The sequence below is a fragment of the Microbacterium sp. PM5 genome (assembly GCF_003293595.1).
GTDB lineage: Bacteria > Actinomycetota > Actinomycetes > Actinomycetales > Microbacteriaceae > Microbacterium.
On sequence record NZ_CP022162.1, the window covers coordinates 2,725,359 to 2,752,103 of the forward strand.

At 70.6% G+C, this 26,745-nt stretch carries 24 protein-coding genes; 6 read left to right on the top strand and 18 right to left on the bottom strand.

What is annotated here, in order from left to right; all coding sequences use genetic code 11:
* Window positions 1-72: 72 nt before the first annotated feature.
* Window positions 73-957 (top strand): bifunctional methylenetetrahydrofolate dehydrogenase/methenyltetrahydrofolate cyclohydrolase, encoded by an 885-nt coding sequence (locus tag CEP17_RS12910; protein WP_112932522.1) that lies wholly within the window; start codon window positions 73-75, stop codon window positions 955-957.
* A 51-nt stretch (window positions 958-1,008) separates the two neighbouring features.
* Here CEP17_RS12910 and CEP17_RS12915 read toward each other — a convergent pair whose 3' ends face one another.
* On the bottom strand, window positions 1,009-1,842 hold the full coding sequence (locus CEP17_RS12915) for a cytochrome c oxidase assembly protein (RefSeq protein WP_239498535.1): 834 nt from the start codon (window positions 1,840-1,842) through the stop codon (window positions 1,009-1,011).
* 123 nt (window positions 1,843-1,965) lie between these two features.
* Here CEP17_RS12915 and CEP17_RS12920 point away from each other — a divergent pair, with 123 nt between their 5' ends.
* Entirely contained in the window at window positions 1,966-2,913 is a 948-nt protein-coding gene (locus CEP17_RS12920) for an EamA family transporter (protein ID WP_112932523.1), read from the top strand.
* 25 nt (window positions 2,914-2,938) lie between these two features.
* Window positions 2,939-3,550, top strand: coding sequence for a GntR family transcriptional regulator (locus CEP17_RS12925; protein WP_239498536.1), 612 nt, complete (start codon window positions 2,939-2,941; stop codon window positions 3,548-3,550).
* 126 nt (window positions 3,551-3,676) lie between these two features.
* On the opposite strand, the gene CEP17_RS12930 is transcribed toward CEP17_RS12925, so the two are convergent.
* From CEP17_RS12930 to CEP17_RS12985, 12 genes are all read right to left on the bottom strand, one after another.
* The gene (locus CEP17_RS12930; RefSeq protein WP_112932525.1) at window positions 3,677-4,435 is read right to left on the bottom strand and encodes an amino acid ABC transporter ATP-binding protein; all 759 of its coding nucleotides are present in this window, start codon (window positions 4,433-4,435) and stop codon (window positions 3,677-3,679) included.
* Window positions 4,432-5,277: an amino acid ABC transporter permease gene (locus CEP17_RS12935; RefSeq protein ID WP_112932526.1), complete on the bottom strand. Its 846-nt coding sequence runs from the start codon at window positions 5,275-5,277 to the stop codon at window positions 4,432-4,434. Before CEP17_RS12935 ends, CEP17_RS12930 begins: the two co-directional genes overlap by 4 nt.
* 22 nt (window positions 5,278-5,299) lie before the next feature.
* Window positions 5,300-6,163 (bottom strand): transporter substrate-binding domain-containing protein, encoded by an 864-nt coding sequence (locus CEP17_RS12940; RefSeq protein WP_112932527.1) that lies wholly within the window; start codon window positions 6,161-6,163, stop codon window positions 5,300-5,302.
* Between the two features lie 106 nt (window positions 6,164-6,269).
* Window positions 6,270-6,956 (bottom strand): NAD(P)H-dependent oxidoreductase, encoded by a 687-nt coding sequence (locus CEP17_RS12945; protein ID WP_039414116.1) that lies wholly within the window; start codon window positions 6,954-6,956, stop codon window positions 6,270-6,272.
* Complete coding sequence (locus tag CEP17_RS12950) at window positions 6,953-7,405, bottom strand: MarR family transcriptional regulator (protein ID WP_112932528.1); 453 nt, start codon at window positions 7,403-7,405, stop codon at window positions 6,953-6,955. Before CEP17_RS12950 ends, CEP17_RS12945 begins: the two co-directional genes overlap by 4 nt.
* Before the next feature lie 52 nt (window positions 7,406-7,457).
* Window positions 7,458-8,255, bottom strand: coding sequence for a transglutaminase family protein (locus CEP17_RS12955; protein WP_112932529.1), 798 nt, complete (start codon window positions 8,253-8,255; stop codon window positions 7,458-7,460).
* 81 nt (window positions 8,256-8,336) lie between these two features.
* Window positions 8,337-9,140 carry an HpcH/HpaI aldolase/citrate lyase family protein gene (locus tag CEP17_RS12960; protein ID WP_112932530.1) on the bottom strand — a complete coding sequence of 268 codons (804 nt, stop codon included), beginning with the start codon at window positions 9,138-9,140 and terminating at the stop codon, window positions 8,337-8,339.
* On the bottom strand, window positions 9,125-9,910 hold the full coding sequence (locus CEP17_RS12965) for a fumarylacetoacetate hydrolase family protein (protein ID WP_036316840.1): 786 nt from the start codon (window positions 9,908-9,910) through the stop codon (window positions 9,125-9,127). Before CEP17_RS12965 ends, CEP17_RS12960 begins: the two co-directional genes overlap by 16 nt.
* A gap of 169 nt (window positions 9,911-10,079) precedes the next feature.
* Window positions 10,080-11,228, bottom strand: a complete 1,149-nt coding sequence (gene hpaD / locus CEP17_RS12970; protein ID WP_112932531.1) for a 3,4-dihydroxyphenylacetate 2,3-dioxygenase — start codon at window positions 11,226-11,228, stop codon at window positions 10,080-10,082.
* Window position 11,229: 1 nt separating this feature from the next.
* On the bottom strand, window positions 11,230-12,744 hold the full coding sequence (hpaE, locus tag CEP17_RS12975; RefSeq protein WP_112932532.1) for a 5-carboxymethyl-2-hydroxymuconate semialdehyde dehydrogenase: 1,515 nt from the start codon (window positions 12,742-12,744) through the stop codon (window positions 11,230-11,232).
* A gap of 44 nt (window positions 12,745-12,788) precedes the next feature.
* Window positions 12,789-13,481: a GntR family transcriptional regulator gene (locus tag CEP17_RS12980; protein WP_036316832.1), complete on the bottom strand. Its 693-nt coding sequence runs from the start codon at window positions 13,479-13,481 to the stop codon at window positions 12,789-12,791.
* Window positions 13,481-14,932 carry a fumarylacetoacetate hydrolase family protein gene (locus tag CEP17_RS12985; RefSeq protein ID WP_112932533.1) on the bottom strand — a complete coding sequence of 484 codons (1,452 nt, stop codon included), beginning with the start codon at window positions 14,930-14,932 and terminating at the stop codon, window positions 13,481-13,483. Before CEP17_RS12985 ends, CEP17_RS12980 begins: the two co-directional genes overlap by 1 nt.
* Before the next feature lie 106 nt (window positions 14,933-15,038).
* Between CEP17_RS12985 and CEP17_RS12990 the strand changes: the two genes are divergently transcribed.
* Together CEP17_RS12990 and CEP17_RS12995 are read left to right on the top strand one after the other, a co-directional pair.
* A complete protein-coding gene (locus CEP17_RS12990; protein ID WP_112932534.1) occupies window positions 15,039-16,427 on the top strand; it encodes an MFS transporter in 1,389 nt (462 codons plus the stop codon).
* A gap of 18 nt (window positions 16,428-16,445) precedes the next feature.
* Window positions 16,446-18,341, top strand: a complete 1,896-nt coding sequence (locus CEP17_RS12995; RefSeq protein ID WP_112932535.1) for an FAD-dependent monooxygenase — start codon at window positions 16,446-16,448, stop codon at window positions 18,339-18,341.
* A 23-nt stretch (window positions 18,342-18,364) separates the two neighbouring features.
* On the opposite strand, the gene CEP17_RS13000 is transcribed toward CEP17_RS12995, so the two are convergent.
* Together CEP17_RS13000 and CEP17_RS13005 are read right to left on the bottom strand one after the other, a co-directional pair.
* Window positions 18,365-20,143, bottom strand: coding sequence for a Na+/H+ antiporter (locus CEP17_RS13000; RefSeq protein WP_112932536.1), 1,779 nt, complete (start codon window positions 20,141-20,143; stop codon window positions 18,365-18,367).
* Between the two features lie 137 nt (window positions 20,144-20,280).
* Window positions 20,281-21,945, bottom strand: coding sequence for a thiamine pyrophosphate-binding protein (locus CEP17_RS13005; protein ID WP_112932537.1), 1,665 nt, complete (start codon window positions 21,943-21,945; stop codon window positions 20,281-20,283).
* 139 nt (window positions 21,946-22,084) lie between these two features.
* Here CEP17_RS13005 and CEP17_RS13010 point away from each other — a divergent pair, with 139 nt between their 5' ends.
* Window positions 22,085-23,152, top strand: coding sequence for a winged helix DNA-binding domain-containing protein (locus tag CEP17_RS13010; protein WP_112932538.1), 1,068 nt, complete (start codon window positions 22,085-22,087; stop codon window positions 23,150-23,152).
* Window positions 23,153-23,218: 66 nt separating this feature from the next.
* On the opposite strand, the gene efeB is transcribed toward CEP17_RS13010, so the two are convergent.
* From efeB to efeU, 3 genes are read right to left on the bottom strand one after another with little or no spacing between them, the layout of a single operon-like run.
* The gene (gene efeB / locus CEP17_RS13015) at window positions 23,219-24,535 is read right to left on the bottom strand and encodes an iron uptake transporter deferrochelatase/peroxidase subunit (protein WP_112932539.1); all 1,317 of its coding nucleotides are present in this window, start codon (window positions 24,533-24,535) and stop codon (window positions 23,219-23,221) included.
* Window positions 24,532-25,761, bottom strand: coding sequence for an iron uptake system protein EfeO (efeO, locus tag CEP17_RS13020; RefSeq protein ID WP_112932540.1), 1,230 nt, complete (start codon window positions 25,759-25,761; stop codon window positions 24,532-24,534). Before efeO ends, efeB begins: the two co-directional genes overlap by 4 nt.
* Window positions 25,758-26,702, bottom strand: coding sequence for an iron uptake transporter permease EfeU (gene efeU, locus CEP17_RS13025; RefSeq protein ID WP_112932541.1), 945 nt, complete (start codon window positions 26,700-26,702; stop codon window positions 25,758-25,760). Before efeU ends, efeO begins: the two co-directional genes overlap by 4 nt.
* Between the last annotated feature and the right edge of the window lie 43 nt (window positions 26,703-26,745).

Here is a 26,745-nt window from a genome sequence, read left to right on the forward strand (position 1 = left end):
CGAGAAACCGTCTGGCGACGTGTGTCTCGGGGCGGGAGTGGTGTCTCGCGGGACGATTTCTGAGGAGAGAACATGACGGCACAGAAGCTCGACGGCCGCGCGACGGCCGCGGCCATCAAGGCGGAGCTCGCCGAGCGCGTCGCGAAACTGAAGGCGCACGGCGTCACACCGGGCATCGCCACGGTGCTGGTGGGGGCCGACCCGGCATCGCAGCTGTACGTCGGGATGAAGCACCGTGAGTCCGAGGCGATCGGCATGAACTCGATTCAGGTCGAGCTGCCGGCCGACGCCACGCAAGCCGACGTCGAGGCCGAGATCGACCGCCTCAACGCCGACCCGACCTGCCACGGCTACATCGTGCAGCTGCCGCTGCCGCGTCACCTCGACACGGATCGCATCCTGGAGCGGATCGATCCGGCCAAGGATGCCGACGGCCTGCACCCGACCAACCTCGGCAAGCTCGTGCTGAACGTCAACGACGAGATCACCTCGCCGCTGCCGTGCACGCCGCGCGCCGTGATCGAGCTGCTGGAGCGCAACGGCTTCACCCTCGCGGGCACGCATGTCGTGGTCGTCGGCCGCGGGGTCACGATCGGCCGCTCGATCGGCCTGCTGCTGACCCGTCGCGCCGTCAACGCGACGGTCACCCTCACGCACACCGGCACGCGCGACCTGCCGTCGTACCTGCGCCAGGCCGACGTGATCGTCGGCGCCGCGGGCGTCAAGCACCTCGTGCGCCCGGAGGACGTGAAGCCCGGCGCCGCCGTGCTCGACGTCGGCGTGACCCGCGAGAGCGACCCCGAGACCGGCAAGGCGAAGGTCTACGGCGACATCGCGCCGGGCGTGGAGGAGGTCGCCGGGTGGCTGTCGCCGAACCCGGGCGGCGTCGGGCCGATGACCGTCGCCCTGCTCATGACCAACGTCGTCGAGGCGGCCGAGCGCAGCATTCGGGCCTGATCGCCGGCGGCGCGCGGATGCCGCGGCATCCGTCCGCGCGGAGAGGGCGCGTCAGCCGCGCGCGCCGCGCAGGTGCTCCTGGACGAGCGCGTCGTGCTCTTCGTCGGTGAGGGCGTCGTAGCCGGCGGCTTCGACGCGGTCGCGGCGTCCCCACCGCACCAGCAGGATGATCAGGATCGGCACGTCGGCGACCTCGGCGATGAACCAGAGCAGATCGCCGGCGAGGTGCTGATCGTGCAGCGGATTCGGCCACCACGCCGCACCCGCGGCGGCTGCCACGCCGTCGACGACCATGTCGTTCAGGCGCAGGAGGATGCCGGGGATGGAGTCGATGACGAGTTCCACGAAGGCCAGCAGGAACTCGACCGCGAGGAACGTGCTGGTGTGGATGCCGGTGAGTGCCATCAGGGGCACCACGAGCAGCAGCCCGACCACGAGCGAGACGAGCCCGAGCGCCTCGCCGATCACGGGCGAGGTGCGGAGAACTCCCGCGAGCGGCGTGAGGAACACGCAGAAGATCGCCGCGACGAAGATCGTGGCGAACATCGCGTTGCCGAGGACCCGGAACACGCGACCGTCGAGCACGGCGTCCAGGCGCTGGCGACCGGCATCCGACAGGCCCGCGCGCAGCAGATCGAGCGGACGGCCGAGGGAGATGAGACCCGGGACGGCCATGAGCAGCAGCGCGATGCGGGCGACGAACGCCCAGCGGAGCTCGGCCGACCAGGTGCCGAGGAAGCCGAGTTCCACCACGGCGTATGAGCCGAGCCCGAGGGTGAAGAAGAGCACCGTGCGATGGGGCGGCCACGGGGTGCCGCGCTGCCGAGCGCGTCGCACCCCGAGGGCGTAGAGAAGCGCCGCGCCGGCCAGGGCCGCGAGCGTCACGGGGTCGGCGCGCCAGGTCGTCAGCAGAGCATCGATGGGAGGCGTGGCCTCAGCGTACGACCGGCGGCTATGCGTGCGCGGTGAACACGTACCACGACAATCTGATTGTGTAACAATGTTCCTGTGAGTCGACCCCTCTCCATCGCCGCCGTCCTCGTTGCGGCACTCTGCTTCGCCACGACGGGCACATCGCGGGCGCTCGCCGACGTGGACGCCGATGCCCTCTCGATCGGCGCGGCGCGCGTGCTCATCGGGGGTGGGCTGCTGGGCGCCATCGCCATCGCCATCGCCCTCGTGGCGCGGTCACGGCGCACCGCTGCGCCGCACGTCGAGACCCGCCCCGCCCGCCAGACGGTCTCCACGTTCGTCATCGTGCTCGTCGGTGCCGCGGGGGTGCTCGCGTACCAACCGACGTTCTTCTCGGGAACCGGTCTCAACGGTGTCGCCGTCGGCACGGTCGTGGCGCTCGGCTCGGCGCCCATCGTCACCGGCGTTCTCGACAGCGTGCTGCGCCGACGACGGCCGAGCCTGCGGTGGAGCCTGGCGACGACCGTCGCGATCGTCGGTGTCGTGCTGGTGTCGGGCGTGGTCGGCGACGGCGCCGCCGCGCCGGCCAGCGCCCTGGGCGTTGCCGCCTCGGTGGGCGCCGGCGCGTCGTACGCGCTCTACGCGATCGCCAGCAAGATGCTGCTCGACCGCGGGTGGACGGCGCCGGCGGCGATGGGTGCCGTGTTCGGAACCGCCGCGGTGCTGAGCCTGCCCGTGCTGCTGTCGACCTCGACCGCGTGGCTCGGGACGGCCAACGGCGCGGCGCTCGCCCTGTGGCTCGGCGTCGTCACGGTCACGATCGCCTATCTCCTGTTCGGCGCGGGGCTTCGCGGTCTGAGCCCGGCGACCGTCTCGACCCTCACGCTCGCCGAGCCGCTCGCGGCCACGGTGCTCGGCCTCGTGGTCTTGCACGAGCAGCTCTCCGCCGTCTCGGTGGCCGGGCTCATCGTCATCGGGGTGGGGCTCGCGCTGGTCGCCGCCCCGGTGCGCGCGCGGAGCGACGGTGTCTCCGCGCCGGCGTGACGGTTCGCCGCGGCCGACGGCGGACGTGCGCGTCGCCGACGCGCTGCGCGGCGAGATCCTGAGCGGAGCGCTGGCACCGGGCGCGCCGCTGCGCGAGGAGGAGATCGCCCGGGCGCACGATGTCTCGCGGCATACCGTGCGGGCGGCTCTGGCGGCGCTCGGCGCCGAGCGCCTCGTCCAGCTCGTCCCCTACGCCGGCGCCCGGGTCTCGGCGCTCGACGACGACGATCTGCGGGGACTCCAGCAGCTGCGGGCGGCGCTGGAGACCGAGGCCGTGCGACTCATCACCGAGGCGCAGGGCTCGGTGTGGTCGCCTGCGACGCGCGCGACGATCGAGGCCGCGATCGATGACCTCGCCGATGCCGAGGCCCGCGCCGACTGGCCCGCGACGATCCGCGCGCACGCCGCTGTCCATCGCGCGATCGTCGAGGTCGCCGACAGCCCTCGTATCGCCCAGGCACACGCGGCGCTCGAGTCGGAGGTGCTGCTGCTGCTGACGCATGTGCGTCCCCACTACGCGCCGGGTGCGCTCGCCGCCGAGCATCGCGCCTACCTCGACGCGCTGCCCCGCGACGGGGGAGCGGCCGTCCGCGCGCATCTCGACCACTCGACGCAGCTCATCCGCGCCGCCCGCTGAGCGCGCAGCCACCGTGCTCCGCAGAGAGTGACGAACTCCGCACGTTTTCTCGGCATCCGTGCGGAGTTCGTGCGATTCTGCGGAGTTCGTGCGCCGCGCTGGGCCGCGCGTGAGGCCCGCCGACCGTCAGCCGGAGAAGCGTGACAGGAACGCCTGCGTCCGCGGGTGCTGCGGCGCGGCGAACACGGATGCCGCGGCGCCTTCCTCGACGATGACGCCGTCGTCGAGGAAGACGACCCGGTCGGCCACGTCACGGGCGAAGGCCATCTCGTGCGTCGCCATCAGGATCGTCGTTCCCTCCGCGGCCAGAGCGCGCACGAGTTCCAGCACCTCGCCCACGAGCTCGGGGTCGAGCGCGGAGGTGATCTCGTCCAGAAGCAGCACTTCGGGATCGGTCGCGATCGCCCGCACGATCGCCGCCCGCTGCTGCTGGCCGCCGGAGAGACGGTCGGGGTGTGCCGCCGCGAACTCCGCGAGGCCCACGCGTGCGAGCAGATCGTGCGCGCGCTCTTCGGCCTGTGCCCGCGGCATCCGATGCACGACGCGCGAGGCGAGCGTGACGTTGTCGAGCACCGACAGGTGGGGGAACAGGTTGTAGCTCTGGAAGACGGCCCCCAGGCGTGCGCGCACGCGGTTGCCGTCGACGCGGGGGTCGGAGATGTCGAGGTCGCCGAGCCAGATGCGCCCGTCGTCGATGGGTTCCAGAAGTCCCAGGCAGCGCAGCAGTGTCGACTTGCCCGACCCGGACGAGCCGATGAGGGCCACCACCTCGTGCGCGGCCAACGAGACGGAGACGCCGCGCAGGACGTCGCGCTCGCCGAACGACTTCCAGAGCTCGTCGGCGCGCAGGACGGAAGTGCCGGATGCCGCGGCGTGCCCGCTCACAGGATCGACCCCTGCTGCTCGCGCTCGCGCAGTCGAGCGGTGTACCAGTCGGTCAGGCGGATCGTCGGGATGGCCAGCAGGATGAACAGGATGCCGGCGACGACGTACGGCGTGAAGTTGTAGCTCAACGACGCCGACGAGCGGGCGGCGGCGATGGCGTCGATCGCGCCGAGGATCGAGATGAGTCCCACGTCCTTCTGCATCGAGATGAAGTCGTTCATGAGGGGCGGCGTCACCTTGCGGACAGCCTGCGGCAGCACGACCCGCCGGAGGGTCTGCACGTAGCCGAGGCCCAGGGCGCGGGCCGCCAGCCGCTGCGACGGGTGCACCGCCTCGATGCCCGCGCGCAGCACCTCGGCCACGTACGAGGAATAGGTGAGCGTGACCGCCACGACGCCGAGCATCACGACGGGGATCCGCGTGTTCATGATCGTCGGCACGCCGAAGCCGATCAGGTAGAGCACGATGATGAACGGCAGACCGCGGAAGAGATCGGTGTAGGCCGCCGCGAGGACGCGCAGCGGAAACAGCACCGGCCCGCGCGCGGTGCGCAGCACCGCGATCAGAAGGGCAACGGCCGACACGGTGACGAGCGAGAGGCCCAGCACCTGCAGATTGATGAGGAAGCCGTCCCAGATCTTCGGCAGTGACTGCAGCGCGATCTGCGGGTCGAAGAACGCCTGCTGCACGCTCGCCCATCCGGGCGTGTTGATGACGCTTGCCCAGACGATCGCGGCGAACACGAGGCTCGAGGCGATCGCGACGAGCACCGAGCGCCGCTGCCGCCCGCGGCGGAACGCGCGACGCTCGAGCTCGAGTGCGCTGGGGGAGTGAATGGTCACGGACCGACGTTACCCGAGCGGGTCACTTCAGCTGCGGCACGCCCTCGGTCAGCACCGACAGCCACTGCTTCTTCAGCTCGTCGAGGGTGCCGTTCTGGCGCAGTGCGTCGACGGCAGCGCTCACCTTCGCCGTCAGCGGCGAGTCCTTCGCCAGCAGCAGTCCCCACTGGTCGGGGACGCCGGCGGCGGGCAGTTCGCCGACCACGAACGAGTTGTCGATGTAGGGGGCGTTGACCGCGACGTACGCGGTGGGCGTGTCGAGCACGATCGCGTCGATCTGGCCGGCCTTGAGCGCGGCGACGGCGTCTTCGTTGGAGTTGTAGAGCGACGGCGCGGTGGTCGGGGCGATCGCCTTCTCGAGCGTGGCGGCGCTCGTCGAGCCGGTCATCGCTCCGATCGCGAGCCCCTTGAGCCCCGCGATGTCGGTGATGCCCTGGGCCTTTCCGCCCTTGATCGCGACGACCGACTGGCTCGCTTCGTAGTAGGGCGTCGAGAAGTCGACGGCCTGCTTGCGCTCGTCGGTGATCGTGTACTGCTGGATGTTGATGTCGAAGTTCTTCGGTCCGGGCGCGATCGCCGACTCGAACGACGTCCGCACCCAGACGACATCGTCCTTGGCGAAGCCGAGCTGATCGGCAACGGCGTACGCGACCGCTGCTTCGAAGCCCTTCCCGGATGCCGGGTCGTCGCCGTAGACGTACGGCTCGTACGCCGTCTCGCCCGTGGCGAACGTGAGCTTTCCGGGGGTGATGTAGCCGACATCCGTGCCGGCGGAGTCGGACGCCCCACCCGCCGGAGTCGACGTCCCTCCGGCGCAGCCGGCGAGGACGAGGGCGAGAGCGGCCGCGGTGGCGGCAAGGGCGGTGCGCAGGATGGGGCGCGGCATGGAGACCTCCGGGTGGGATGAGCGGCGCGCCGAATCGTGTGCGCGGATGCCGCGACATCCATCTTCCCCGCTGGCGCGGTGCCGGGCCTCGCCGGGCGACGCTTTGTTACAGGGTCTTCACCCGCGCCGCCCGAGCTGGGCGAGAGGTGTCGTCGGTCGAGGGGCGCCGCGCGCGGCGGGGTGATGCGGCGTCGGTGTTGCCGTGCCGCGCCACGCGCTCGATCCAGCCGCGGCGGGCAGTGTCATCGCTGAAGCGCACGGGCGTGAAGCGTGCGATGCCCACCGTGCGCACGCCGCAGTAGCCGAGAGTCGCCCGGGAGAGCGATGCTTCGGCGGCGCCGCGGTAGACGAGGCGGTTCCAGAACCGAGGAGAGTCCATCGTCATGACGATGCGTGCCGTGCGACCGGCGAGGAGACGGTCGGACAGGGCAGAGCGTTCGCGATAGCGGAACGTCGCGTTCGAGAGGAAGACACGGTCGATGAACGCCTTCAGAGCTGCCGGTACGGTGCCCCACCACTGCGGATGGAAGATCGCAATGTGATCGGCCCAGAACAGGTCGTCCAGGTACCGGGCGACGTCCGGATCGAGCGGCAGATCGTCGGTGCGGCCGACGCGCGGCGCGCGCAGCTGGTCGCGCGTGCGGGGATGGTCGGGAATGGGGTCGTGGGCGAGATCGATCAGGCGCACCTCGGCGCCGGCGGCGCGGGCACTCGACACGTAGCTCTCCGCGAGCGCGTGGGTGAGGGTATCGGGCAGGGGAGTGCCGACGATGACGAGCAGGCGGCGGTTCATGGCGTGCGACCTTTCGCGAGGACGATGTCGGTGAGCGCCGACAGATGGGCGTTGAGCGCGGCGGGGGTGATGCCGGTGCCGGAGGAGACCGGATCCAGGCGCGGATCGGCGAGCATCTGGGCGAACTCGGCATCGAGCTCGCCGCCGGCCACGCGCACCAGCTCGACGCCCTTCGGGGTCAGCTCCAGAAGGATGCGGCGCCCCTCGCCCGCGGTGGTGCGCAGCCACCCGTCGGCGACCAGGGCCGGGACGCGCTTGCTGACCGCGGCCTTCGTCACGCGCAGGCAGCGTGCGAGCCCGGTGATGTCGATCGGCGCCCGCTCGGAGAGGGTCGCCAGGATCTCGAACAGGTTGAAGGTCACGCCGTGTCTGTCGCGCAACCAGGCGTCCGCGAACAGATCCAGTCCGCCGACGAGCTCGTGGAGGGTGACGGTGAGACGGGCGGCCATAGCCAGAGTCAACCAGTTGACATCACTGGTGTCAACTGGTTGACTCGCGCGGTCAGGAGATGCTGATCAGCCGATCCAGGTCGTCGTCGGGAAGGGTGTCGGCGGTCGCGGTCACCTGCAGGTCTACGAGGTCGGCACGTCCGCGAAGGATGTTGAGGAAGGCGGTATCCGCGGCATCCCGGCCCGTCGCGATGCGAACGAGCGTGTCGCGGGGTGCCAGGGTGGTGGCGTCGACGACGCGCCAGGCGCCGTCGACCCATGCTTCGGCGACGGCGTGGAAGTCCATGGGGTCGAGTCCCGGCGCGTACACCGCGACCAGTCGTGCGGGTACCCCGCCCGCGCGCAGAAGGGCGACGCACAGGTGGGCGTAATCGCGGCAGACGCCGCGGCGGGCCAGGAGCGTGCGGACGGCGCCGTCGGTCGGCAGGCTCGAGCCGCTGACGTACGACAGCTCGGTGCCCACCCACGACGACACGCCCGTCAGCAGGTCGCTCGAATCGGTGATGCCGCCGAACTCGGCCGCGGCCGTCGGCGCGAGTGCGTCGGACTCCGCGTAGCGGCTGGGGCGGCCGTAGACGAGCAGTTCCGCCTCGTCCGCATCCAGCGGCGTGGCCGCGCCGTCGATGGTCACCGCGTAGTCCAGTCGCAGGCGGCCGATCGGAGCCTCCACCCGGTGGAGGCGACCTCCGTGTGCGTCGGCGAGTTCTCGCACCGGCACGGGTGAGCCGTCGACGCGCACGTCGAGGGACTCGGATGCCGGGGCATACGCCCGGGATGCGGCCACGGCGAACACGAGGTCGGCGGGGTCGGTGACGTCGAGCTCGATGCGGGCGGTGACGATCCTCTGCATGCTCACAGGGTGGCATGGCGCCGCGCCGGCCGCGCGGGGGTTGACAGCAGCTCGACGCGTTTCGACGCGCGGCGCCCCGTGTCAGTAGGAGTCGCGCGCGGTGTCGTCGTGCTCCGTCACCCATCGCGCCGCGAGGGCCTCCGACCCGCGGGCCAGCAGCGCCACGTCGGCGCCCACCAGAAGGAAGGCGGCCCCGTCGTCGAGGTAGGTCTGCGCGAGCTGCGGGTCGAACGCGTTCACCCCGACGGGAAGACCCGCCGCGCGCACGGCGGCGAAGGTGCGTCGCACCGCGTCGACCACGTCGGGGTGCGTCTGCTGCCCCAGAAGTCCGAGCGAGGCGGCGAGGTCGCTCGGACCGACGAACACGCCGTCGATGCCCTCGACGGCGGCGATCTCGGCCGCCGCATCGACGCCCTCGGCGTTCTCGATCTGCACGAAGACCGACACGGAGGCGTCGGCGTTCGCCAGGTAGTCCTCGACCCGGTTCCATCGAGCCGAGCGCGCCAACGCCGAGCCCACGCCGCGCCGACCGCGCGGGGGATAGCGCGTGGCGGCGACGACGGCGCGCGCCTCGTCGGCGGTGGAGACCATGGGCACGAGGATATTCTGCGCGCCGAGGTCGAGCACCTGTTTGATCGTGACGGCATCGCCGATCGGCACGCGCACGACCGGGGTCGCGCCGGACCCGTCGATCGCCTGCAGCTGAGCGAGAACCGTGTCGAGCGTGTTGGGGCCGTGTTCCATGTCGACCAGAAGCCAGTCGAGCCCCGATCCCGCCATGATCTCCGCGACCAGCGGTGAGCCGGTGCAGACCCAGCCGCCGACGAGGGGGCGCGATGCCGCCCCCAGCCGGTCGCGAAGGGTCGCCCTCAGACGAAACGACACTCGATCACCCCCATCTGTCCGAAGTCGCAGCGCACCGTGTCGCCGCGCTGCACCCACACGGGCCGTGTGAACGATCCTGCCAGGATGATCTCGCCCGCCTCCAGGCGCGCGCCGTGCTGGTGGAACTTGTTGGCGAGCCACGCGACGCCGGTCGCGGGGTGGCCCAGCACGCCGGCGGCGACGCCTGTCTCCTCGATCTCTCCGTTGCGGCTGAGCACGCCCGGCACCCAGCGCAGATCGATCTCTTCGGGGCTCATGTGCACGTCGCCCAGCACCATGGCGCCGTAGGCCGCGTTGTCGCTGATGGTGTCGACGATGGTCCGCCCCTCCAGCTCGATGTGCGAGTTCAGCACCTCGAGGGCGGCGACGGCATAGTCGATCGCGGCGAGGGCGTCCTCCCGCGTGCAGTCGGGACCCTCCAGCGGTGTTTTCAGCACGAAGGCCAGTTCGACCTCGATGCGCACGTTCGAGAAGTGATCCACGGGGATCTCCGCGCCCGAGCGGTAGACGGTGTCGTCGAACATGACCCCGTAGTCCGGCTCACTGATGCCCGTCGCCTGCTGCATCGCCTTCGAGGTGAGACCGATCTTGCGCCCCACGAGGGTGCGCCCCGCGGCGATCTGCGTGTCGCGCCAGCGGCCCTGGATCGCGTAGGAGTCCTCCACCCCGGCATCCGGATACCGCGCGGTGATGCGCGGGATCACGCTGTGGGTGCGGTCTGCCTCGGCGAGTTCCGCCGCGATGGCGTCGATCTGTGCGTCGCTGAGCATGTGTCTGCTCCTCTCAGCTTCTGGTTCGCGGTCCGTGTCCCACTTCCGCCGGTGTGTGTCCCACTTCCTGTCGGCTGCGGGGTGCTGTGACAGCCGAAAGTGGGACACGGCGGGCGGGACGCAGGAGGGTGCGGGGGGGGGGGGGGAGTGGATGCCGGGGGGNGGGTGGTCAGAGCTGGTTGCCGAGCTTGAACTCCCCGGCGCCCACCTCTTCGGGGGCGCGGGTGTAGCTGAAGCCGTCCGCGCCGATCGTGACCGCCATCTCGCTCGCGTCGGTACGGGCGCGCACGGGCTGCGGATTGCCGTCCAGATCGAGAACCACGGATCCGTCGGTGTACCAGGACGGGACGACGGGGTTTCCCCACCAGTCGCGTCGCTGGTTGTCGTGCACGTCCCAGGTGACCACCGGGTTGTCGGGATCGCCGGTGTAGTAGTCCTGCGTGTAGATCTCGACGCGGTGACCGTCGGGGTCGCGCAGGTACAGGTAGAACGCGTTGGAGACGCCGTGCCGACCGGGGCCGCGCTCGATGGAATCCGAGCGGCGCAGGGCTCCGAGCTTGTCGCAGATGGCCAGAATGTTGTGCTTCTCGTGCGTCGCGAAGCACACGTGATGCATGCGGGGTCCGTCTCCGCCGGTCATGGCGGTGTCGTGCACCGTGGGCTTGCGGCGCATCCAGGCGGCGTAGACGATGCCCGCCTCGTCCTGGATGTCCTCGGTGACGCGGAAGCCGAGGGACTGCATGAAACCGACCGCGCGCGGCACGTCGGGCGTGATCTGGTTGAAGTGGTCGAGGCGCACGAGCTCGCCGGGGGAGTAGAGGTCGTAGCGCCACGACAGGCGCTCCACGTGCTGGGTCTCGAAGAAGAACTCGTACGGGAAGCCCAGCGGATCCTCCACCCGCACCGAGTCGCCGATGCCCTTCGTGAACCCGTCGGGTCGGCGCTCGACGCGGCATCCGAGCTCCGAATAGAAGGCCACCGCCTTGTCGAGATCCTCCGCCGACCGCACGCGGTACGAGAAGGCGGCGACGGCGGCGATCGGGCCCGAACGCAGGACGAGGTTGTGGTGGATGAACTCCTCGGTCGAACGGAGATAGATAGTCTCGTCGTCCTCCTCGGTGACGTGCAGCCCGAGGATGTCCACGTAGAACTCGCGGGATGCCGCGAGGTCGGTCACCACGAGCTCCATGTACGCGCAGCGCAGGATGTCGGGGGCGGCGACAGAGGGCGTCGGGATGGGATTGTCCGCGTGGATCGGCGCCTCCTGCGAGACGAAGAATCCCGAGGAGGTTCGGATCATCTGGCTGCGGTCTGTCATCTCAGGCTCCCTTGCCGAAGGTGGGGTTGTGGGCGGGGCCGAGCGTGATGTGCACGGCCTGCTGGTCGGTGTAGAAATCGATGGAGCGGTAGCCGCCCTCGTGGCCGAGGCCCGACGCCTTGACGCCGCCGAAGGGTGTGCGCAGGTCGCGGACGTTGTTGGAGTTCAGCCACACCATGCCGGCCTCGACGCTCTGGGCGAAGTTGTGCGCGCGCTTCAGATCGCTGGTCCAGACGTAGGCGGCCAGACCGTACGTGGTGTCGTTGGCGAGGGCCAGGGCCTCCTCGTCGGTGTCGAACGGGGTGATCGCGACGACGGGGCCGAAGATCTCCTCCTGGAAGATGCGCGCGTCGGGGGCGACGTCGGCGAACACGGTGGGGCGCACGAAGTTGCCTTCGGCGAAGTCCTCGGGGCGGCCGCCGCCGGCCACGAGCCGTCCCTCGCTCTTGCCGAGCTCGACGTACGACATCACCTTCGCGAAGTGCTCCGGGTGCACGAGGGCGCCGACCTCGGTCGCGGGGTCATCGGGGTAGCCGACCTTCACGCGGTCGGCCTGCGCCGCGTACCGTTCGACGAACTCGTCGTAGATCTCGCGCTGCACGAGGATGCGGCTGCCCGCGGTGCAGCGCTCGCCGTTGAGCGAGAACACGCCGAAGATGGTCGCGTCGATCGCCGCGTCGAGGTCGGCGTCGGCGAACACGACGGCGGGACTCTTGCCGCCTAGCTCCATCGAGAGCCCTTTCAGGAACGGCGCGGCGTTCGCGAAGATGAGCTGGCCGGTGCTGCTCTCGCCGGTGAAGGAGATCAGCGGCACATCCGGGTGCTTCACGAGTGCGTCGCCGGCATCCTCGCCGAGACCGTTGACGAGGTTGAACACCCCCTCGGGAAGGCCCGCCTCCTCGAAGATTCCCGCCCAGAGGGACGCTGACAGGGGCGTGAACTCCGCAGGCTTGAGCACCACGGTGTTGCCGGTGGCCAGCGCAGGTCCCAGCTTCCACGACTCGAGCATGAACGGCGTGTTCCAGGGCGTGATGAGGCCGGCGACGCCGATGGGCTTGCGGTTCACGTAGTTGAGCTGACGGCCGGGCACCTTGAAGGCGTCGTCGGTCTGCGCGACGATCAGGTCGGCGAAGAAGCGGAAGTTCTCCGCCGCGCGACGCGCCTGGCCGAGCGCCTGGGTGATCGGCAGGCCCGAATCGAAGCTCTCCCACTCGGCGAGGCGCGCGTCGCGTGATTCGACGATGTCGGCGATGCGGTGCAGCACGCGCGAGCGCTCGCGGGCCTGCATGCGCGGCCAGGGACCTTCGGTGAACGCCGTTCGTGCGGCGGCGACCGCGAGGTCGATATCGGCCTTCTTTCCCGCGGCGGCCTTCAGGTAGGTCTGGTTGGTCACGGGATCGAGCACGTCGAACGTGTCGCCGTCGGCCGAGTCGACGAAGCGGCCACCGATGTAGTGCTGGATGTGCTCGGGCAGATCCGCCGGAACGCGGCGGGCGGTGGTGGGTGCAATGGTCATGGGAGCTCCTTCGTGGGAGGGGGCGGATGCCGCAAGGCGACGAGTCAGAAGGCGGGGAGGCCGAGCGCTTCGTCGGGGTGCTCGTGGATCATGTAGGCGTCGAGGGTCGCCGAGCGGTGGCGGCGCGATGCCTTCTCGATCTCGGCGAGCGGGGCACCGGTCTCGATGAGTACGAGGATGTTCTCGTGCTCGCGCACCGATTCGGCGGCGCGACCGGGGACGAAGCTGAACGTCGAGTCGCGCAGATGCCCGAGTCGCGCCCACTCGGCCTGCACCAGCTCGAGCATGCGCGGGTTGGCGCACTTCTCGAACAGGATCGCGTGGAACTCCTGGTTCAGCGCGGTGAAGGCGCGGGGGTCGAAGTGCTCGAGTGTCTCGACCATCATCTCGTTGACCCGACGTGCACGGCGCACGTCTTCGACGCTGAGCGCGCGCGCCGAGAGGGCCGTCGCCGCCCCTTCGAGGATGCTGAGCGACTGCATGCTGAAGCGGTAGGCCGTGTCGTCCACCATCGATACCCGCGCGCCGACGTTGCGCTCGAACATCACGAGACCCTCGGCTTCGAGCTGACGGATCGCTTCGCGTACCGGCACCACGCTCATCTCGAGCTCGCCCGCGATCGTGCCGAGCACGAGGCGGTAGCCGGGGGTGAACTCCTGCGACGCGATGCGCTGTTTGATCCAGTGATAGGCCTGCTGCGACTTGCTCTGAGCCGTCGCGGGTGTCAGGGGTGTCATCAGCCGTTCCTCTCGCTCTCATAGCGGGCACGCCACGCGGCGTTCATCGGGAACAGGCCGTCGACGGGGTGACCGGATGCCACCTGTCGGGCGATCCACGCATCCTCCTCCTCCTGGGCGAGGGCAGCGGTCGCAACCTCCTCGGCGAGGGCGGGCGGCAGCACGACGACGCCGTCACCGTCTCCGACGAGGATGTCTCCCGGCTCGACGGTCGTGCCGCCGCAGCCGATCGCGACGTCGGTCTCCCAAGGGATGTGGCGACGACCGAGGACGGCGGGGTGGGCACCGGCGGTGAAGACCGGGATGCCGACGGCCGCGACGGCGTCGGCATCGCGCACGCCCCCGTCGGTGACGATGGCGGCGGCGCCGCGCGCGTGGGCGCGGATCGCCAGGATGTCGCCCAGTGTCCCCGATCCGGTTTCGCCGCGGGCCTCGATGACCAGGACCTCACCCTCTGCGACCGCGTCGAACGCGCGCTTCTGGGCGTTGTAGCCGCCGCCGCGTGCGGCGAAGAGGTCTTCGCGGTGGGGGAGGAAGCGCAGGGTCCGGGCGGTGCCGACGAAGCGGCTGCCCGCGGTGAGGGGGTGCACGCCGTCGATCGTGACGTCGTTGAGCCCGCGCTTGCGCAGCTGTCCGCTGAGTGCGGCGACGGGAACGCGGGAGAGTTTCTCGCGCAGCGCGGGCGTGAGAGCCGGGGGGATTCCTGCGGCCTCGGGGGAGCCCCACGCCTCGGCGCGCTGGCGGTCGTCGACGGCGGGGAGCGAGCCGATCGCACCGTCGAGGGTGCGCTCGCCCTGCACCACGGTGGTGCGCAGCCGTCCGCTCGAGAGCGAACCGGCATCCACCTGTACCTCGACGACGTCGCCGGGAACGACCACCGACGAGCCCGCGGGCGTGCCGGTGAGGATGACGTCGCCGGTCTCGAGGGTGAAGTGCTGGGAGAGGTCGGCGACGATCTGGGCGAGCGGGAAGAGGAGCCCGTCGGTGGTGTCGTCCTGCGCGAGCTCGCCGTTGACCCAGGTGCGCAGGCGCAGATTCGCCGGATCGATGCCGACCGCGTCGATCAGTGCCGGGCCGATCGGCGTGTAGCCGTCGCCGCCCTTCGAGCGGACGTTCGAGCCCTTGTCGTTCGCGCGCAGGTCGTAGAGGCCGAAATCGTTCGCCGCGGTGATCGCGGCCACGTGCGACCAGGCGGTCTCGACCGTCGTCCATCGGGCGGGCGTGCCGATGATGAGTGCGATCTCGCCTTCGAACGCGAGCAGCTCGGTGCCGGCGGGACGCTCGACCGACGCGCCCGAGGCGGCCAGCGAGCTGGAGGGCTTGAAGAAGTACGACGGGGATGCCGGGCGGCGGCCGCGCTGGTCGGCGCGAGAGGCGTAGGCGAGGTGGACGGCGACGATCTTGCCCGGGCGCGCGCCGAGGACGGCGAACCGGCTGTCGGTGTCTGTCATGGATGCTCCCTTGCGTCGTATCCGAAATCGTATATGATCGTCGTCACCGCGGCAAGCACTGCTTCGCCGTCCGACAGAGACGTCACACCGACACTGGAGTCACCCCATGAGCGCTTCCACGAACCACCCCGTCGGGTTCACCCCGACCGGGACGATCGCGACGTCCACCGACCGCCGCCGCGTCGTCTTCGCCACGATCGTCGGCACGACGGTCGAGTGGTACGACTTCTTCATCTACGCATCTGCGGCCGGCCTGGTCTTCGGAAGCCTCTTCTTCGCTCCCGCCGGAGAGGGGTTCGCTCAGGTGCTGTCGTTCATCACGGTGGGCATCAGCTTCCTGTTCCGACCGTTCGGCGCTTTCCTCGCGGGTCACTTCGGAGACAAGTACGGGCGCCGACTCGTCCTCATGGTGACCCTGATCCTGATGGGCGTGGCGACGACGCTGGTCGGTCTGCTGCCGACGTATGCCGCGATCGGCATGGCGGCGCCGATCCTGCTCGTGCTGCTGCGCATCCTGCAGGGCATCTCGGCCGGCGGAGAGTGGGGCGGTGCGGTGCTGATGGCGGTCGAGCACGCTCCCAAGACGCGCCGAGGCATCTTCGGCGCATCCCCTCAGATGGGCGTTCCCTTGGGTCTGCTCCTCGCGTCGGGCATGCTCGCGCTGATGGCCACGATCGCTCCCGGGGAGGCCTTCCTGCAGTGGGGCTGGCGCGTGCCGTTCCTGCTCTCGTTCGTGCTGATCGTCATCGGCTACTACATCCGCCGCCGAGTGGAGGAGAGCCCGGTGTTCGCGGAGCTCGCCGAGCGCAAGGAGGAAACGCGGATGCCGATCGTCGCGCTGTTCCGCAAGCACACCCTGCTCGTGGTGATCGCGGCTCTCGTGTTCGCCGGCAACAACGCCGTGGGATACATGACCACCGGGGGGTACATCCAGCGCTACGCCACCGACCCGAAGGGACCGATCGGACTCGCGACCGCCGATGTGCTGGGCGCGGTCACCCTGTCCGCGATCACCTGGCTGGTGTTCACCTTCCTCTCCGGTTGGATCTCGGATCGCATCGGACGGCGCACGACCTACATCATCGGCTGGCTGGCCCAGCTGGCCGGCGTCTTCCTGCTCTTTCCGCTCGTCAACACCGGCTCGATCGTCCTGCTGACGCTGGGCCTGGTGGTCCTCACGGTCGGGCTCGGTTTCACGTACGGTCCTCAAGCCGCCCTCTACGCCGAGCTGTTCCCCGCGTCCATCCGCTTCTCGGGCGTCTCCATCTCGTACGCGATCGGTGCGATCCTCGGCGGGGCCTTCGCTCCGACGATCGCGCAGGCGATCGTGCAGGCGACGGGTTCCACGACGGGCGTCACCTGGTACCTCGCCGGCATGACCCTGCTGGGACTGATCGCCACGCTGCTGCTGCGCGACCGCAGCGGCATCCCGCTCGGACCCGACCATGAGGCCGAGCAGACGGTCAGCCCCATCCGAGGGCTCTCGCGGGCCTGAGTCGGAAGGACGACGACGATGCAGTTCCATCACCACGGGTATGTCTCCGCCGACCCCCGCGTGCAACCGGCCGCGGGGACGGGAATCGACCGCCCAGCGGAGCTGCCCGACGAGGTCGACGTCCTGATCGTCGGCTCCGGGCCGGCCGGCATGCTCCTGGCCGCGCAGCTGTCGCAGTATCCCGGGATCCTCACGCGCGTCATCGAGCGCCGTGAGGGACGCCTGGCCCTCGGACAGGCCGACGGCATCCAGCCGCGCAGCGTCGAGACGTTCCAGGCGTTCGGCTTCGCCGAGCGGATCATCGCCGAGGCGTACAACATCGGGTGGATGAACTTCTGGGGCCCCGATCCCGAGAACCCCGCGCGCATCGTGCGCCGCTCCCGCACTGCCGACTACGCGTACGACATCAGCGAGTTCCCGCACCTCATCGTCAACCAGGCGCGCGTGCTCGACTACTTCGCCGAAGCGGCCGCGCACGGCCCGGCGCGCATCGCACCCGACTACGGGATCGAGTTCGTCGGGCTCACCGTGCACGAGGGCGAGGACCGTCCGGTCGAGGTGCGCGTACGCCACGTCGGCGGAGAGCGCGCCGGCGAGGAGCGCGCCGTGCGTGCGGCGTACGTCGTCGGCTGCGACGGGGCGCGAAGCGGCGTACGGGCGGCGATCGGCCGGGTGCACGTCGGCGACATCTCGCAGCACGCCTGGGGCGTGATGGACGTGCTCGTCGAGACGGACTTCCCCGACTGGCGCATCAAGTGCGCGATCAACGCCGAGGCCGGCAACATCCTGCACATTCCGCGCGAAGGCGGATACCTCACCCGCATCTACGTCGACCTGGGCGCCGTGGCGGACGACGACGACCACCGCGTGCGTCAGACGCCCGTCGAGGAGATCATCCGGCGGGCCAACGAGATCCTGCACCCGTACACGCTCGACGTGAAGAGCGTCGCCTGGCACAGCGTGTACGAGGTCGGCCACCGGGTCACCGACGGCTTCGACGACGCGCTCGACGGCGGACGGCAGCCGCGCGTGTTCCTCACCGGCGACGCCTGCCACACGCACAGCGCGAAGGCGGGGCAGGGCATGAACGTCTCGATGCAGGACGGCTTCAACCTGGGGTGGAAGCTCGGCTCCGTGCTGAGCGGTCTGAGCCCGGCCTCCCTTCTGTCGACCTACACCTCCGAGCGCCGGCCGGTCGCTCAGCAGCTCATCGAGTTCGACAAGGAGTGGTCGACGCTGATGGCGCGAAAGCCCGAGGAGATCTCCGATCCTGCCGACCTCGCGACCTACTATCTCGCCACCGCCGAGTTCCCCTCGGGCTTCATGACCACCTACGCCGAGGGGGCGGGAGTCGTCGCCGGCACCGCCCACCAGCATCTGGCAACCGGCTTCCCGGTGGGCAAGCGCTTCAAGAGTGCGCCCGTCACTCTGGCGGCCGACGGCAACGTCGTGCATCTCGGTCATCACGCGAGCGCCGACGGGCGCTGGCGCCTGTACGCCTTCGCCGACCGCGACGGGCTCGCCGACGACTCGCCCCTCGCGCGCTTCGCGGCCTGGCTCGCCGACGCCCCGGACTCTCCGGTGCGGCGCCATACCCCCGCGGATGCCGATATCGACGCGGTCTTCGACGCGAAGGTGATCTACCAGCAGGGGTTCGACGACATCGATGTCACTCGTGCGCCGGCTGTCTTCCGCCCGCATTCGGGTGCGCTGGCGCTCACCGACTGGGAGAAGGTGTTCGCCGCGGCACCCCACAGGTGGAACGAGACCGACATCTTCGAGGCCCGCGGGCTATCGCGTGACGGTGTGGTCGTCGTGGTGCGTCCTGATCAGTACGTCGCGGCCGTGCTGCCGCTGGACGCGACCGATGAGCTGGCGGACTTCTTCTCCCGGTGGATGCTCCCCGTCGGGTGACGGACCGAGACGCCGAGTGACGCTCAGTCGAGGTCGTCGTAGCCGCTGAGGCGCAGCTCCTCGGCATCCAGGTGCGCTTCCAGCCGTCGGGCGAGAAGATCGTCGACGGTGCCTTCTCGGCGCAGCCGCAGCAGCACCTCGCGCTTGCGCTCCAACAGGGCCAGCTTCAGTCGCGTCATCTCCTCGAAGCGCACGAGCGGCGAGCGCTGGGTGAGGTCGATTCCGGTCGAGGCGGCGAGCATCGTCAGCGAGGTCGCGGCGTCGACGCCCGCCGCTGCCGGATTCAGCCCCACGACGGGCCCAGCGCCGTCCACGACTGTCTGCGCACCGGTGTCGGGGGCCGACGGCGCCGCCACCATGCCCTCGAGCTGTGCGATCTGGTCGGCATCCGCGGCGGCCTGGGCACGGGCGAAGGCACGCGCGTTGGCCAGCTCGAGCATGTCGTAGCCATCCTGACGAGCGCGCTCGCGTACCTCGTCGCTGATGCCGTGCTCGGCCGCGATGTCGTCGAGAGCGGCGATCGCCGCACCCGAGATGGTCCGCTGCGCCAGCTCGATCTCGTCGGCGGCCCAGTCGTCGCTGGGAAGCTTCGCCCACCGGACGATGGCGGGAAGGAGCGGTCCCTGCACGAGCAGACTCAGCACGATCACCCCGGCCGTCACGAACACCACGGCGTCGCGGCCGACGAGCGGCTGACCGGACGACGTCGTCAGCGGAACCGAGAGCGCGATCGCGAGCGACACGGCACCGCGGAACCCGGCCATCGTGCTCACGATGCGCGCGCGGTTCAGCGATCCCGGGCCGGAACGTGCGGTCAGCGCCGGCGTACGCGGGCGCGAGAAGGGGGCCATCAGCAGTTGGAACACATAGCGCACCACCAGCAGCGCCGCCCACGCGGCCACGGTCAGCAGCACGAGGCCCCACACCTCGCTCGGGGAGATCTCGTGCAGGACGAGCTGCACTTCCAACCCGATCAGCACGAACAGCGCTCCGTTGAGCAGGTAGACGCCGAACGGCCACGCCGCCATCGCGGTGCGGCGGGAGGCGGCGGTGGTGATGCGCGGCGAGGCCCAGGCGATGATCAGGCCCGCGAACACCACGGCGAGAACGCCCGAGGCGTTGACCAGTTCGGCGAGCAGGAACGCCGTGAACGGAACCAGCAGCAGCGTCACGTTGATCGACAGGGCATTGCGCATGCGCCGCAGCGCGAGGTACGCGAGAGCCGCGACGACGATGCCGGCGATCGCTCCGCCGAGATAGGAGACGAGCACGGTGGCGGTGATCGACCAGCCCGTGACGGTGTCGCCGAGTGCGACGGAGATCGCGATGGCATAGAGCACCAATGCGGTGCCGTCGTTGGTCAGACTCTCCGCCTTCAATTTCATGAACGTGCGCTGCGGAAGCAGTCGTCCGAGCGCGGCGACAGCCGTGGCATCGGGGGGCGCGACGGCGGCACCGAGGATCATGGCTGCCGGCCAGGGCAGCCCGAAGAGTGTGGCCACCCACGCGACCGCGAACGCCGAGGCGACCACGAGCAGCGTGCTCATCGGGATGATGTAGCGCAGCGACCGGCGAACGCCCCGCAGCGACGTCGTCAGGCTCTCCCAGAACAGCATCACGGGCAGGAACAACAGCAGCACCGTCTCGGGCGGCAGCTCGATGCGACGCAGCTCCGGCACGAAGCCGAGCAGCAGGCCGAGGATCAGCAGCACCAGCGGTGTCGCCAGGCGCAGGCGCGGCGCGAGGAGCGTTCCCGCCAGCACCGACAGCCCGAGCAGGACGGTGACTTCCAGACCTTCCATGGCACCCCGATTCCGCGCAGACCTCCCGACGGATTTCCGTCGCAGCCCAGTGTGCGCCACAGACACAGCGTTTCAACAGGTCTGCGCATTCCCGGCCGCGCAGACAGTTCCGTCCGTGCGGGGCTACCGGCCCCGCGTCAGGAGTTCACGCGAATGATCTCCTGCTGGTACGGGGCGATGACGTCGCCGGAGATTCGGCAGTCCAACAGCAGGAAGGGCCGGTCGGATGCCGGGACCTGCACCCACCGCGCGAGCTCGTCGAGGTCGGCGAGCGTGCGCACGACGACACCTCGAGCCCCGACCGCGGAGGCGAGACCCGCGAAGTCGACCTCGGGGATCAGCATGGGCTCCCGGGCGAGGCCCTGCAGGCCGTACAGGTTGATCTCGGCGCCGTACGCGGCGTCGTTCCACACGACGGCCAATCCGCGGCCCGCCGCCACGCGCACCGCGGATTCCAGATCCGACAGTGCCATCAGTCCGCCGCCGTCGCCGGTGGACAGCACGATGGTGGCCTCCGGCCGAGCCCGGGTGGCGCCCGCGACCGAGGGGAATCCCAGGCCGATCGACTGGTACGCGGTGCCGACCATCATCATGCGGTCGGGCGAGGCCACCGACCAGTACATGTTCGCCCAGCCGAGGAAGTGGCCGCCGTCGGTGACGACGACGCGGTCGCGGGTGGAGGGTGCGCTCTCGAGCAGCTCACCGATGCGCTCGGCGACCGACCGTGGGTCGAGACGGCCGTCGGGCGCCAGGGGGTCGCCGCCGTCGCGGGCGCGCAGCGCGGCGATGTCCACGCGCTCGCGCCAGCCGCTGGGCGCGGCATCCCTCGTCGCCAACTCGTCGCAGAGGGCTTCGGCGACGAGGCGTGCATCGCCGCGGATGAAGCCGCCGACGTGCGGGTGCGTCGCCGCGGGGGCGATGTCGACCTGCACGACGCGGGTGCCCGGGGCGAACAGGGCGCCGAAGCGCATCGTGAACTGGTTGAGTCCCGCGCCGAAGACCACCGCGACGTCCGCCGTCGAGATCAGCTCCATGGCGCCGTCGGCGCCGAACCCGCCGGTGACCCCGAGGTCGAACTCCGGCCGAGGGAACATCCCGCGACCCAGCGCCGTGGTCGCCGTGACGGCGCCCGTCGCGTCCGCCAAACGCCCGAGAGCATTCGCGGCGCCCGAGATCCACGCGCCGCGACCCGCGATCAGCACCGGACGCTCCGCGGCGGCCAGTGCGGAGGCCAGGTCGGCGATCGCCGCACGTGCGAACGGGGAGGGGGCGATCGGCGCGGGCAGTGTCGGCTGCGGCGCGGCCGGCACCGAGCCCGCCTCGAGCTTGGCGACGTCGTAGGGGATGGCGAGCACCGTCGGCACGCGATAGGCCAGCGCGTGCTCGATCGCGATGACCGTGGTGGCCGCCGCATCGGCCCGTCCGACGGTGTACGTGCGCGCGCCCACCGCCGAGGCCAGGGCGATCTGGTCGACGTCCCACGGACGGGGGCCCGACGTCGGTTCGTCCCCGACGACGAGTACGAGCGGCACGTGGGCCTGCACCGACTCCGCCAGGGCGGTCAGCGTGTTGGTGAAGCCGGCACCGTAGGTGGCGGTCGCGGCGGCGAGGCGTCCGCTCGCCCGATGATAGGCATCCGCTGCGACGACCCCGCCCGCCTCGTGGCGCACGGCGGTGTAGTGCACGTCCGTGGAGCGCTCCAGGGCGTCGAGGAAGTGGGCGTTGCCGTTTCCCATCACGCCGAAGACGTGGTCGATGTGAGCGGCAAGGGTCTGGGCGACGTGCGCAGAGACGGTGGACATGGGGCCTCCGAGAGACGAAACGGTGAAGGGATGCCGTATGTGTCTCGCGTGCCCCTTTTTCGAGCACCGAACGCCGCGTCGCGTCCGGACCAGTCGAGTATACGAGGCGCGTGTCGGCGGCGGCGGGCAGGATGGGACCATGGTCCCCGTCCGCGTCCGCGCCGCGCGTCTGGTGAGCCATGCGCTCGCCGAGCCCACGGCGGATCTCGTCGGCGCGGCGCGTCGGCTCGCGGCGACGCAGGCGCAGGAGTTCTGGGCGGGGCGGTGGGCCCTCGGCATCCGCACGGCGGGGGAGCCGACACTCACCGACGTCGACCGGGCCTTCGCCGCCGGAGGGCTCGTGCGCGCCTGGACCCAGCGCGGCACCCTGCACATCGTCGCGGCAGAGGATCTCGGGTGGATTCTGGCGCTCACCCGGGACCGACAGCTGCGGCAGGCCGCCGGCGTGCACCGCAACCTCGGGATCGACGCCGAGACGATCGTGCGTGCGGAGCGCGCGGTGCGGCCCGCGCTCGCCGGCGGCAACCGGCTCACGCGTGCCGAGGTCGGCGAGGCGATGACGGCGGCCGGCATCGACGTGGCGGGCTCGCGCGGAAACCACCTGCTGTCGGCGATCGCGCTTCGCGGCGGCGCCGTGTTCGGTCCGGTCGTGCCGCGGGACGGTGGGATCACGCGGGAACAGTACGTCGTCGCCGCCGACGAATGGCTGCCGGATGCCGCGGCCCCCGCCGAGCCGCTGGGGGAGCTGCTGGTCCGCTATCTCGGGGGGCACGGCCCGGCGACGCTCGAGGACTTCCGCTGGTGGGCGGGCCTGCCGCTCGGGCTCGCCCGGGCCGGTCGCGAGGCCGCGGGGGAGCGCGTCGTCGAGGGGGAGGACGCGCTCCTCGCCGTCGCCGGTGCGGGTCCGGAGATCGAGGCGCCACCGGCCGAGGTGCTCGCCCTGCCTCCGTTCGACGAGTACTACCTCTCGTACGCGGACCGCTCGCTCGTATGCCCGCCCGCGCATCTCGCGACGATCGGGCCCACCCTCAACGGCCTGGTGCGTCCCGTGCTCGTCGCCGCGGGTGAGGTCATCGGAACGTGGCGGCACTCGACGGCGGTGGGCCGGCACCATCTCGATCCCCTCGCCGAACCCTTCACCGCCGGGGTCGAAGCGGGCGCCGTCGACGTGGCGCTCGCGCGTTTCGCGAGGTTTCTGCGCGCGTGACGGTTCGGGGTCGCCTCTGGGCGTTCCCGAGTGGCATGGGCGACCACACGCGACCCCGAAGCGGGGTCAGGCGAACAGCCCCGCCCCGACGTACGAGCCCTCCTCGGCTCCCGGGGGAATGGCCCACAACCCCGAGCCGATGTGGCGGATGTACTCGCTCAGCAGATCCCTCGACAGCGCACGCTGCAGGGCGATGAACTGCGCGGGAGAGCGTTGGTACGCGAGGAAGAACAGGCCGGCGTCGAGTCGTCCGAGATCGGTGTTGCCGTCGACGTAGTTGTAGCCGCGGCGGAGGATGCGGATGCCCTTGTTGAGGTCGGGATGGGCGAGGCGCACGTGGCTGCGGGCGTCGATCGCGGGCTGGCCCGTGGCGCCGACGGCGGAGAAGTCCGGCGCTGTCTGCTCCTGCCCGCCCGAGAGCGGCGCGCCGTGCGCCTTGTCACGGCCCGTGATGCGCTCCTGCTCGCTCAGACGCACGCGATCCCACGTCTCGATGAGCATCGCGATCTTGCGCGCCACGAGATAGGAGCCGCCCACGAGCCAGGCCGGTTCGTCGCCGTCGCCGACCCAGACGTGCTGATCCAGCGCCGCCTGGTCGTCGGCGAGGATGTTGGCCGTGCCGTCCTTGAACCCGAAGAGGTTGCGGGGCGTGGCCTGATCGGCGGTCGTCTTCGACGTCTTTCCGAAGCCGAGCTGCGACCAGCGCAGCCGTGCTCGGCCGAAGGCGATGCGGCTCAGATTGCGGATCGCGTGCACGGCGACCTGCGGGTCGTCGGCGCAGGCTTGGATGCACAGGTCGCCGCCGGTGTGATCGGGCTCCAGGTCGTCGCTGAGAAACGCCGGCAACGCGGTGAGCAGGGCGGGCCGACGGTCGGCGAGTCCGTAGCGGTCGGTGCCGTCGACGGCCGTGAACAGGGTCGGTCCGACGCCGAACGTGATCGTCAGCCCGTTCGCGGCAAGGCCCAGCGCCTCACCGGTGTCGTCCGGCGGCGCCTCCGGCGAGCCTCCCACCGCGCCGCTGGCCGACACATCGAGGCCCTGGGTCATCCGCGCCGCCGCGTAGGACCAGTCCTGGAGAAGCTCGATCAGATCCTCGCGGGTGGTCCCCGCCATCATGTCGAACGACGCGAAATGCAGATGGTCCTGCACGGGCGTGGTGATGCCGGCCTGGTGCGCGCCGTAGAACGCGTAGGGCGACGCCGCGCCGGCGGCGCCGCGCGTGCGGCCGACGGCGACGCCGGCCGCCGCTCCGGCTCCGGCGCCGACGGCGAGCCCGGCCGCACCGACACCGGCCGCGAGGCCCAGCAGGCCCCGTCGGCTGAGACCGGCGCGCGGCGCGGGCTCGAGGCGGTCGCCGCCCGCGAGAGGTCCGTCGGTGCTCACTGCAGGATGGTGGACGTCAGCTTGGACAGCGGCTCGGCCAGCGCGTTGATCAGGTCGGTGAGCTCGCGCTTGTCGGCCTCGCTGAGCTGCCGGTAGTTCACGAAACCGGCGCTCAGCGAGCCGTGGCGCGCGAGAGCGGCCTCAAGGGCGGCGTAGCCGCTGTCGATCCGACCGGCGAGCTCCGTTCCGGTCGCGCCGGAGGAGACGGCGAAGTCCTTGACGAGCGAGAACGCCATCTTCGATCCCTCGACATTGGCCGCGAAATCGTACAGGTCGGTGCCGCTCCACCAGTCCTCTTCGCCGCTGATCTTGCCCGTGGCCACTTCGTCCAGCAGAGAGATCGCGCCGTTGGAGATGCCGCCGATGCCCTGCGCGTCGAGCGCCTTCTGGAACTCATCGCCGTGCACGTACGCGTTGAGCTCGCCCACGTCTGCGATCAGCTTCGCCCCGTAGGTCGCGCGCTCGGCGGGCGTCGAGGGCGCCCAGTCCTTCCACGCCGGGGTTGACCCGTCGGAGTTGAGGGCATCCTGCGCCGGAACCCAGAGGTCCTTCTCGATGCGGTGGAAGCCCGTCCAGTCGAGTCCCTCCGCGACGGCATCCACCTCGCGGTAATCGATGCGGGGGTCGAGATCGCCCAGCGACTCCGCCACGGGTTCGATGCGCTCGTAGAACGCCCGCGTGGTGGGGAAGAGGCTCCGCGCCTTCTCATCGTCGCCGGCCTCGTAGGCGCTCACGAAGGTCGCCACGGCCGGGACGAGCTGTTCGACCTGATCCTTGACGAACGACGCGTACAGATCGACGGCCTTCTGTTTCTGCGCGGCGTCGTCGCCCGTGGCCGTGACGGCGTCGCCCGTGACCGTGAAGGCGGTGCGTCCGATGCCCTCACCGACCATGCCGGGCTTGCACAGGGTGACGTAGTCACCGGGCTGGGCGACGACGGTGAGGGTGCGTGAGGCGCCGGGGGCGATGTTCTCGACCTCGCCGACGATGCGCAGACCGTCGGAGGCGAGGAGATAGAACTCCGTCACCTGCGAGCTGGCGTTGGTCACCGCGAACGCGAGCGTGCCGCTGGTGGCGGTCGCGGTCGACACCGTGCACGCCGTGTCGGTGGAGGTGACGGTCAGGGCGTCGGACGCGGCGACGTCGGTCTTGGCGACGCAGCCGGCCAGCACGAGGGCGGTCGCGCCGAGCGCGGCGACGGCTCCCCAGGTGCGTGTGCGGGTCATGATGCTCCTTGGTGGTGGGAGAGGTCCGCGTGGTGCGGAACCGACGTGAGGGGTGCGGATGCCGAGGCCCGGGCGGGCCGGCGACCGAGTCCCCGGACGAAGAGGGTGCCGACGACGGCCATGTACAGGGCCCAGGCGATGACCTGCAGCCACGACATCTGCGGCATGAAGCCGACGGTGGCCTGCAGGATCGCGGCGAGGGGGCTTCCCGGCGGGATCGTCGCCGAGAGGTCGAACGCCCAGCCGAAGGGGAAGGCGGCCGCGCCGACGGCGACCGTGCCGCCGACGAGGGGCGCCAGGGCGGAGAACGGACCGGGAAGGGCGCCGGCCTCTTGCAGATCGTGGATCGCGTACGCCAGCACCCCGGCGGCGACGATCACGAGGAATCCGCCGGTCCAGCCGAAGAAGACGCGGAGGTCGAGTCGCACCATTCCCCGGGCGAGGAGCCAGCCGAGCACGACGGCGGTGGCGAGGCCGAGCAGTGCGCCCAGAAGAGCCGACGGCGTGTCGCCGAAGGACTGCACCATCGACCACAGCAGGAGGGTCGTCTCGATGCCTTCGCGGGCGACGGACACGAATCCGATGAGGACGATTCCCCAGAGACCCCCCGTCGCGAGCGCCCGATCGACGCCGCCCTCGAGCGTCTTCTTCATCGTGCGGGCGGTCTTCTGCATCCAGAAGATCATCCAGGTCACCATGCCGACGGCGACCAGCGAGAGAAGCCCCCCGATCAGCTCCTGTGCCTCGAAGGTGAGGGCGTAGGCGCCGAAGGTGAGGATCGCGCCGATGCCCACGGCCAGCGCGATGGCGAGGCCCACGCCGACCCACAGTCGCGGCAGGACGTCGCGACGATCGATACGGCGGAGATAGGCGACGAGGATGCCGACGACGAGAGCGGCTTCGAGGCCTTCGCGGAGGCCGATCAGGAAAGTGGCGAGCACGAGCGCTTCTTCGGAAGAGGGGAAAGTGAGGTTAGGCGAACCT

Bases quoted from the DNA above. Each gene is read 5' to 3' on its own strand.
- CEP17_RS13005 (WP_112932537.1), bottom strand. From the start codon at position 21,945: ATGTCCACCGTCTCTGCGCACGTCGCCCAGACCCTTGCCGCTCACATC.
- hpaD (WP_112932531.1), bottom strand. From the start codon at position 11,228: ATGACAGACCGCAGCCAGATGATCCGAACCTCCTCGGGATTCTTCGTC.
- CEP17_RS12985 (WP_112932533.1), bottom strand. From the start codon at position 14,932: ATGACAGACACCGACAGCCGGTTCGCCGTCCTCGGCGCGCGCCCGGGC.
- hpaE (WP_112932532.1), bottom strand. From the start codon at position 12,744: ATGACCATTGCACCCACCACCGCCCGCCGCGTTCCGGCGGATCTGCCC.
- CEP17_RS12995 (WP_112932535.1), top strand. From the start codon at position 16,446: ATGCAGTTCCATCACCACGGGTATGTCTCCGCCGACCCCCGCGTGCAA.
- CEP17_RS12950 (WP_112932528.1), bottom strand. From the start codon at position 7,405: ATGGCCGCCCGTCTCACCGTCACCCTCCACGAGCTCGTCGGCGGACTG.
- efeO (WP_112932540.1), bottom strand. From the start codon at position 25,761: ATGACCCGCACACGCACCTGGGGAGCCGTCGCCGCGCTCGGCGCGACC.
- CEP17_RS12965 (WP_036316840.1), bottom strand. From the start codon at position 9,910: ATGCTCAGCGACGCACAGATCGACGCCATCGCGGCGGAACTCGCCGAG.
- CEP17_RS12945 (WP_039414116.1), bottom strand. From the start codon at position 6,956: ATGAACCGCCGCCTGCTCGTCATCGTCGGCACTCCCCTGCCCGATACC.
- CEP17_RS13010 (WP_112932538.1), top strand. From the start codon at position 22,085: ATGGTCCCCGTCCGCGTCCGCGCCGCGCGTCTGGTGAGCCATGCGCTC.
- CEP17_RS12910 (WP_112932522.1), top strand. From the start codon at position 73: ATGACGGCACAGAAGCTCGACGGCCGCGCGACGGCCGCGGCCATCAAG.
- CEP17_RS12980 (WP_036316832.1), bottom strand. From the start codon at position 13,481: ATGACACCCCTGACACCCGCGACGGCTCAGAGCAAGTCGCAGCAGGCC.
- CEP17_RS12955 (WP_112932529.1), bottom strand. From the start codon at position 8,255: ATGCAGAGGATCGTCACCGCCCGCATCGAGCTCGACGTCACCGACCCC.
- CEP17_RS12990 (WP_112932534.1), top strand. From the start codon at position 15,039: ATGAGCGCTTCCACGAACCACCCCGTCGGGTTCACCCCGACCGGGACG.
- CEP17_RS13000 (WP_112932536.1), bottom strand. From the start codon at position 20,143: ATGGAAGGTCTGGAAGTCACCGTCCTGCTCGGGCTGTCGGTGCTGGCG.
- CEP17_RS12940 (WP_112932527.1), bottom strand. From the start codon at position 6,163: ATGCCGCGCCCCATCCTGCGCACCGCCCTTGCCGCCACCGCGGCCGCT.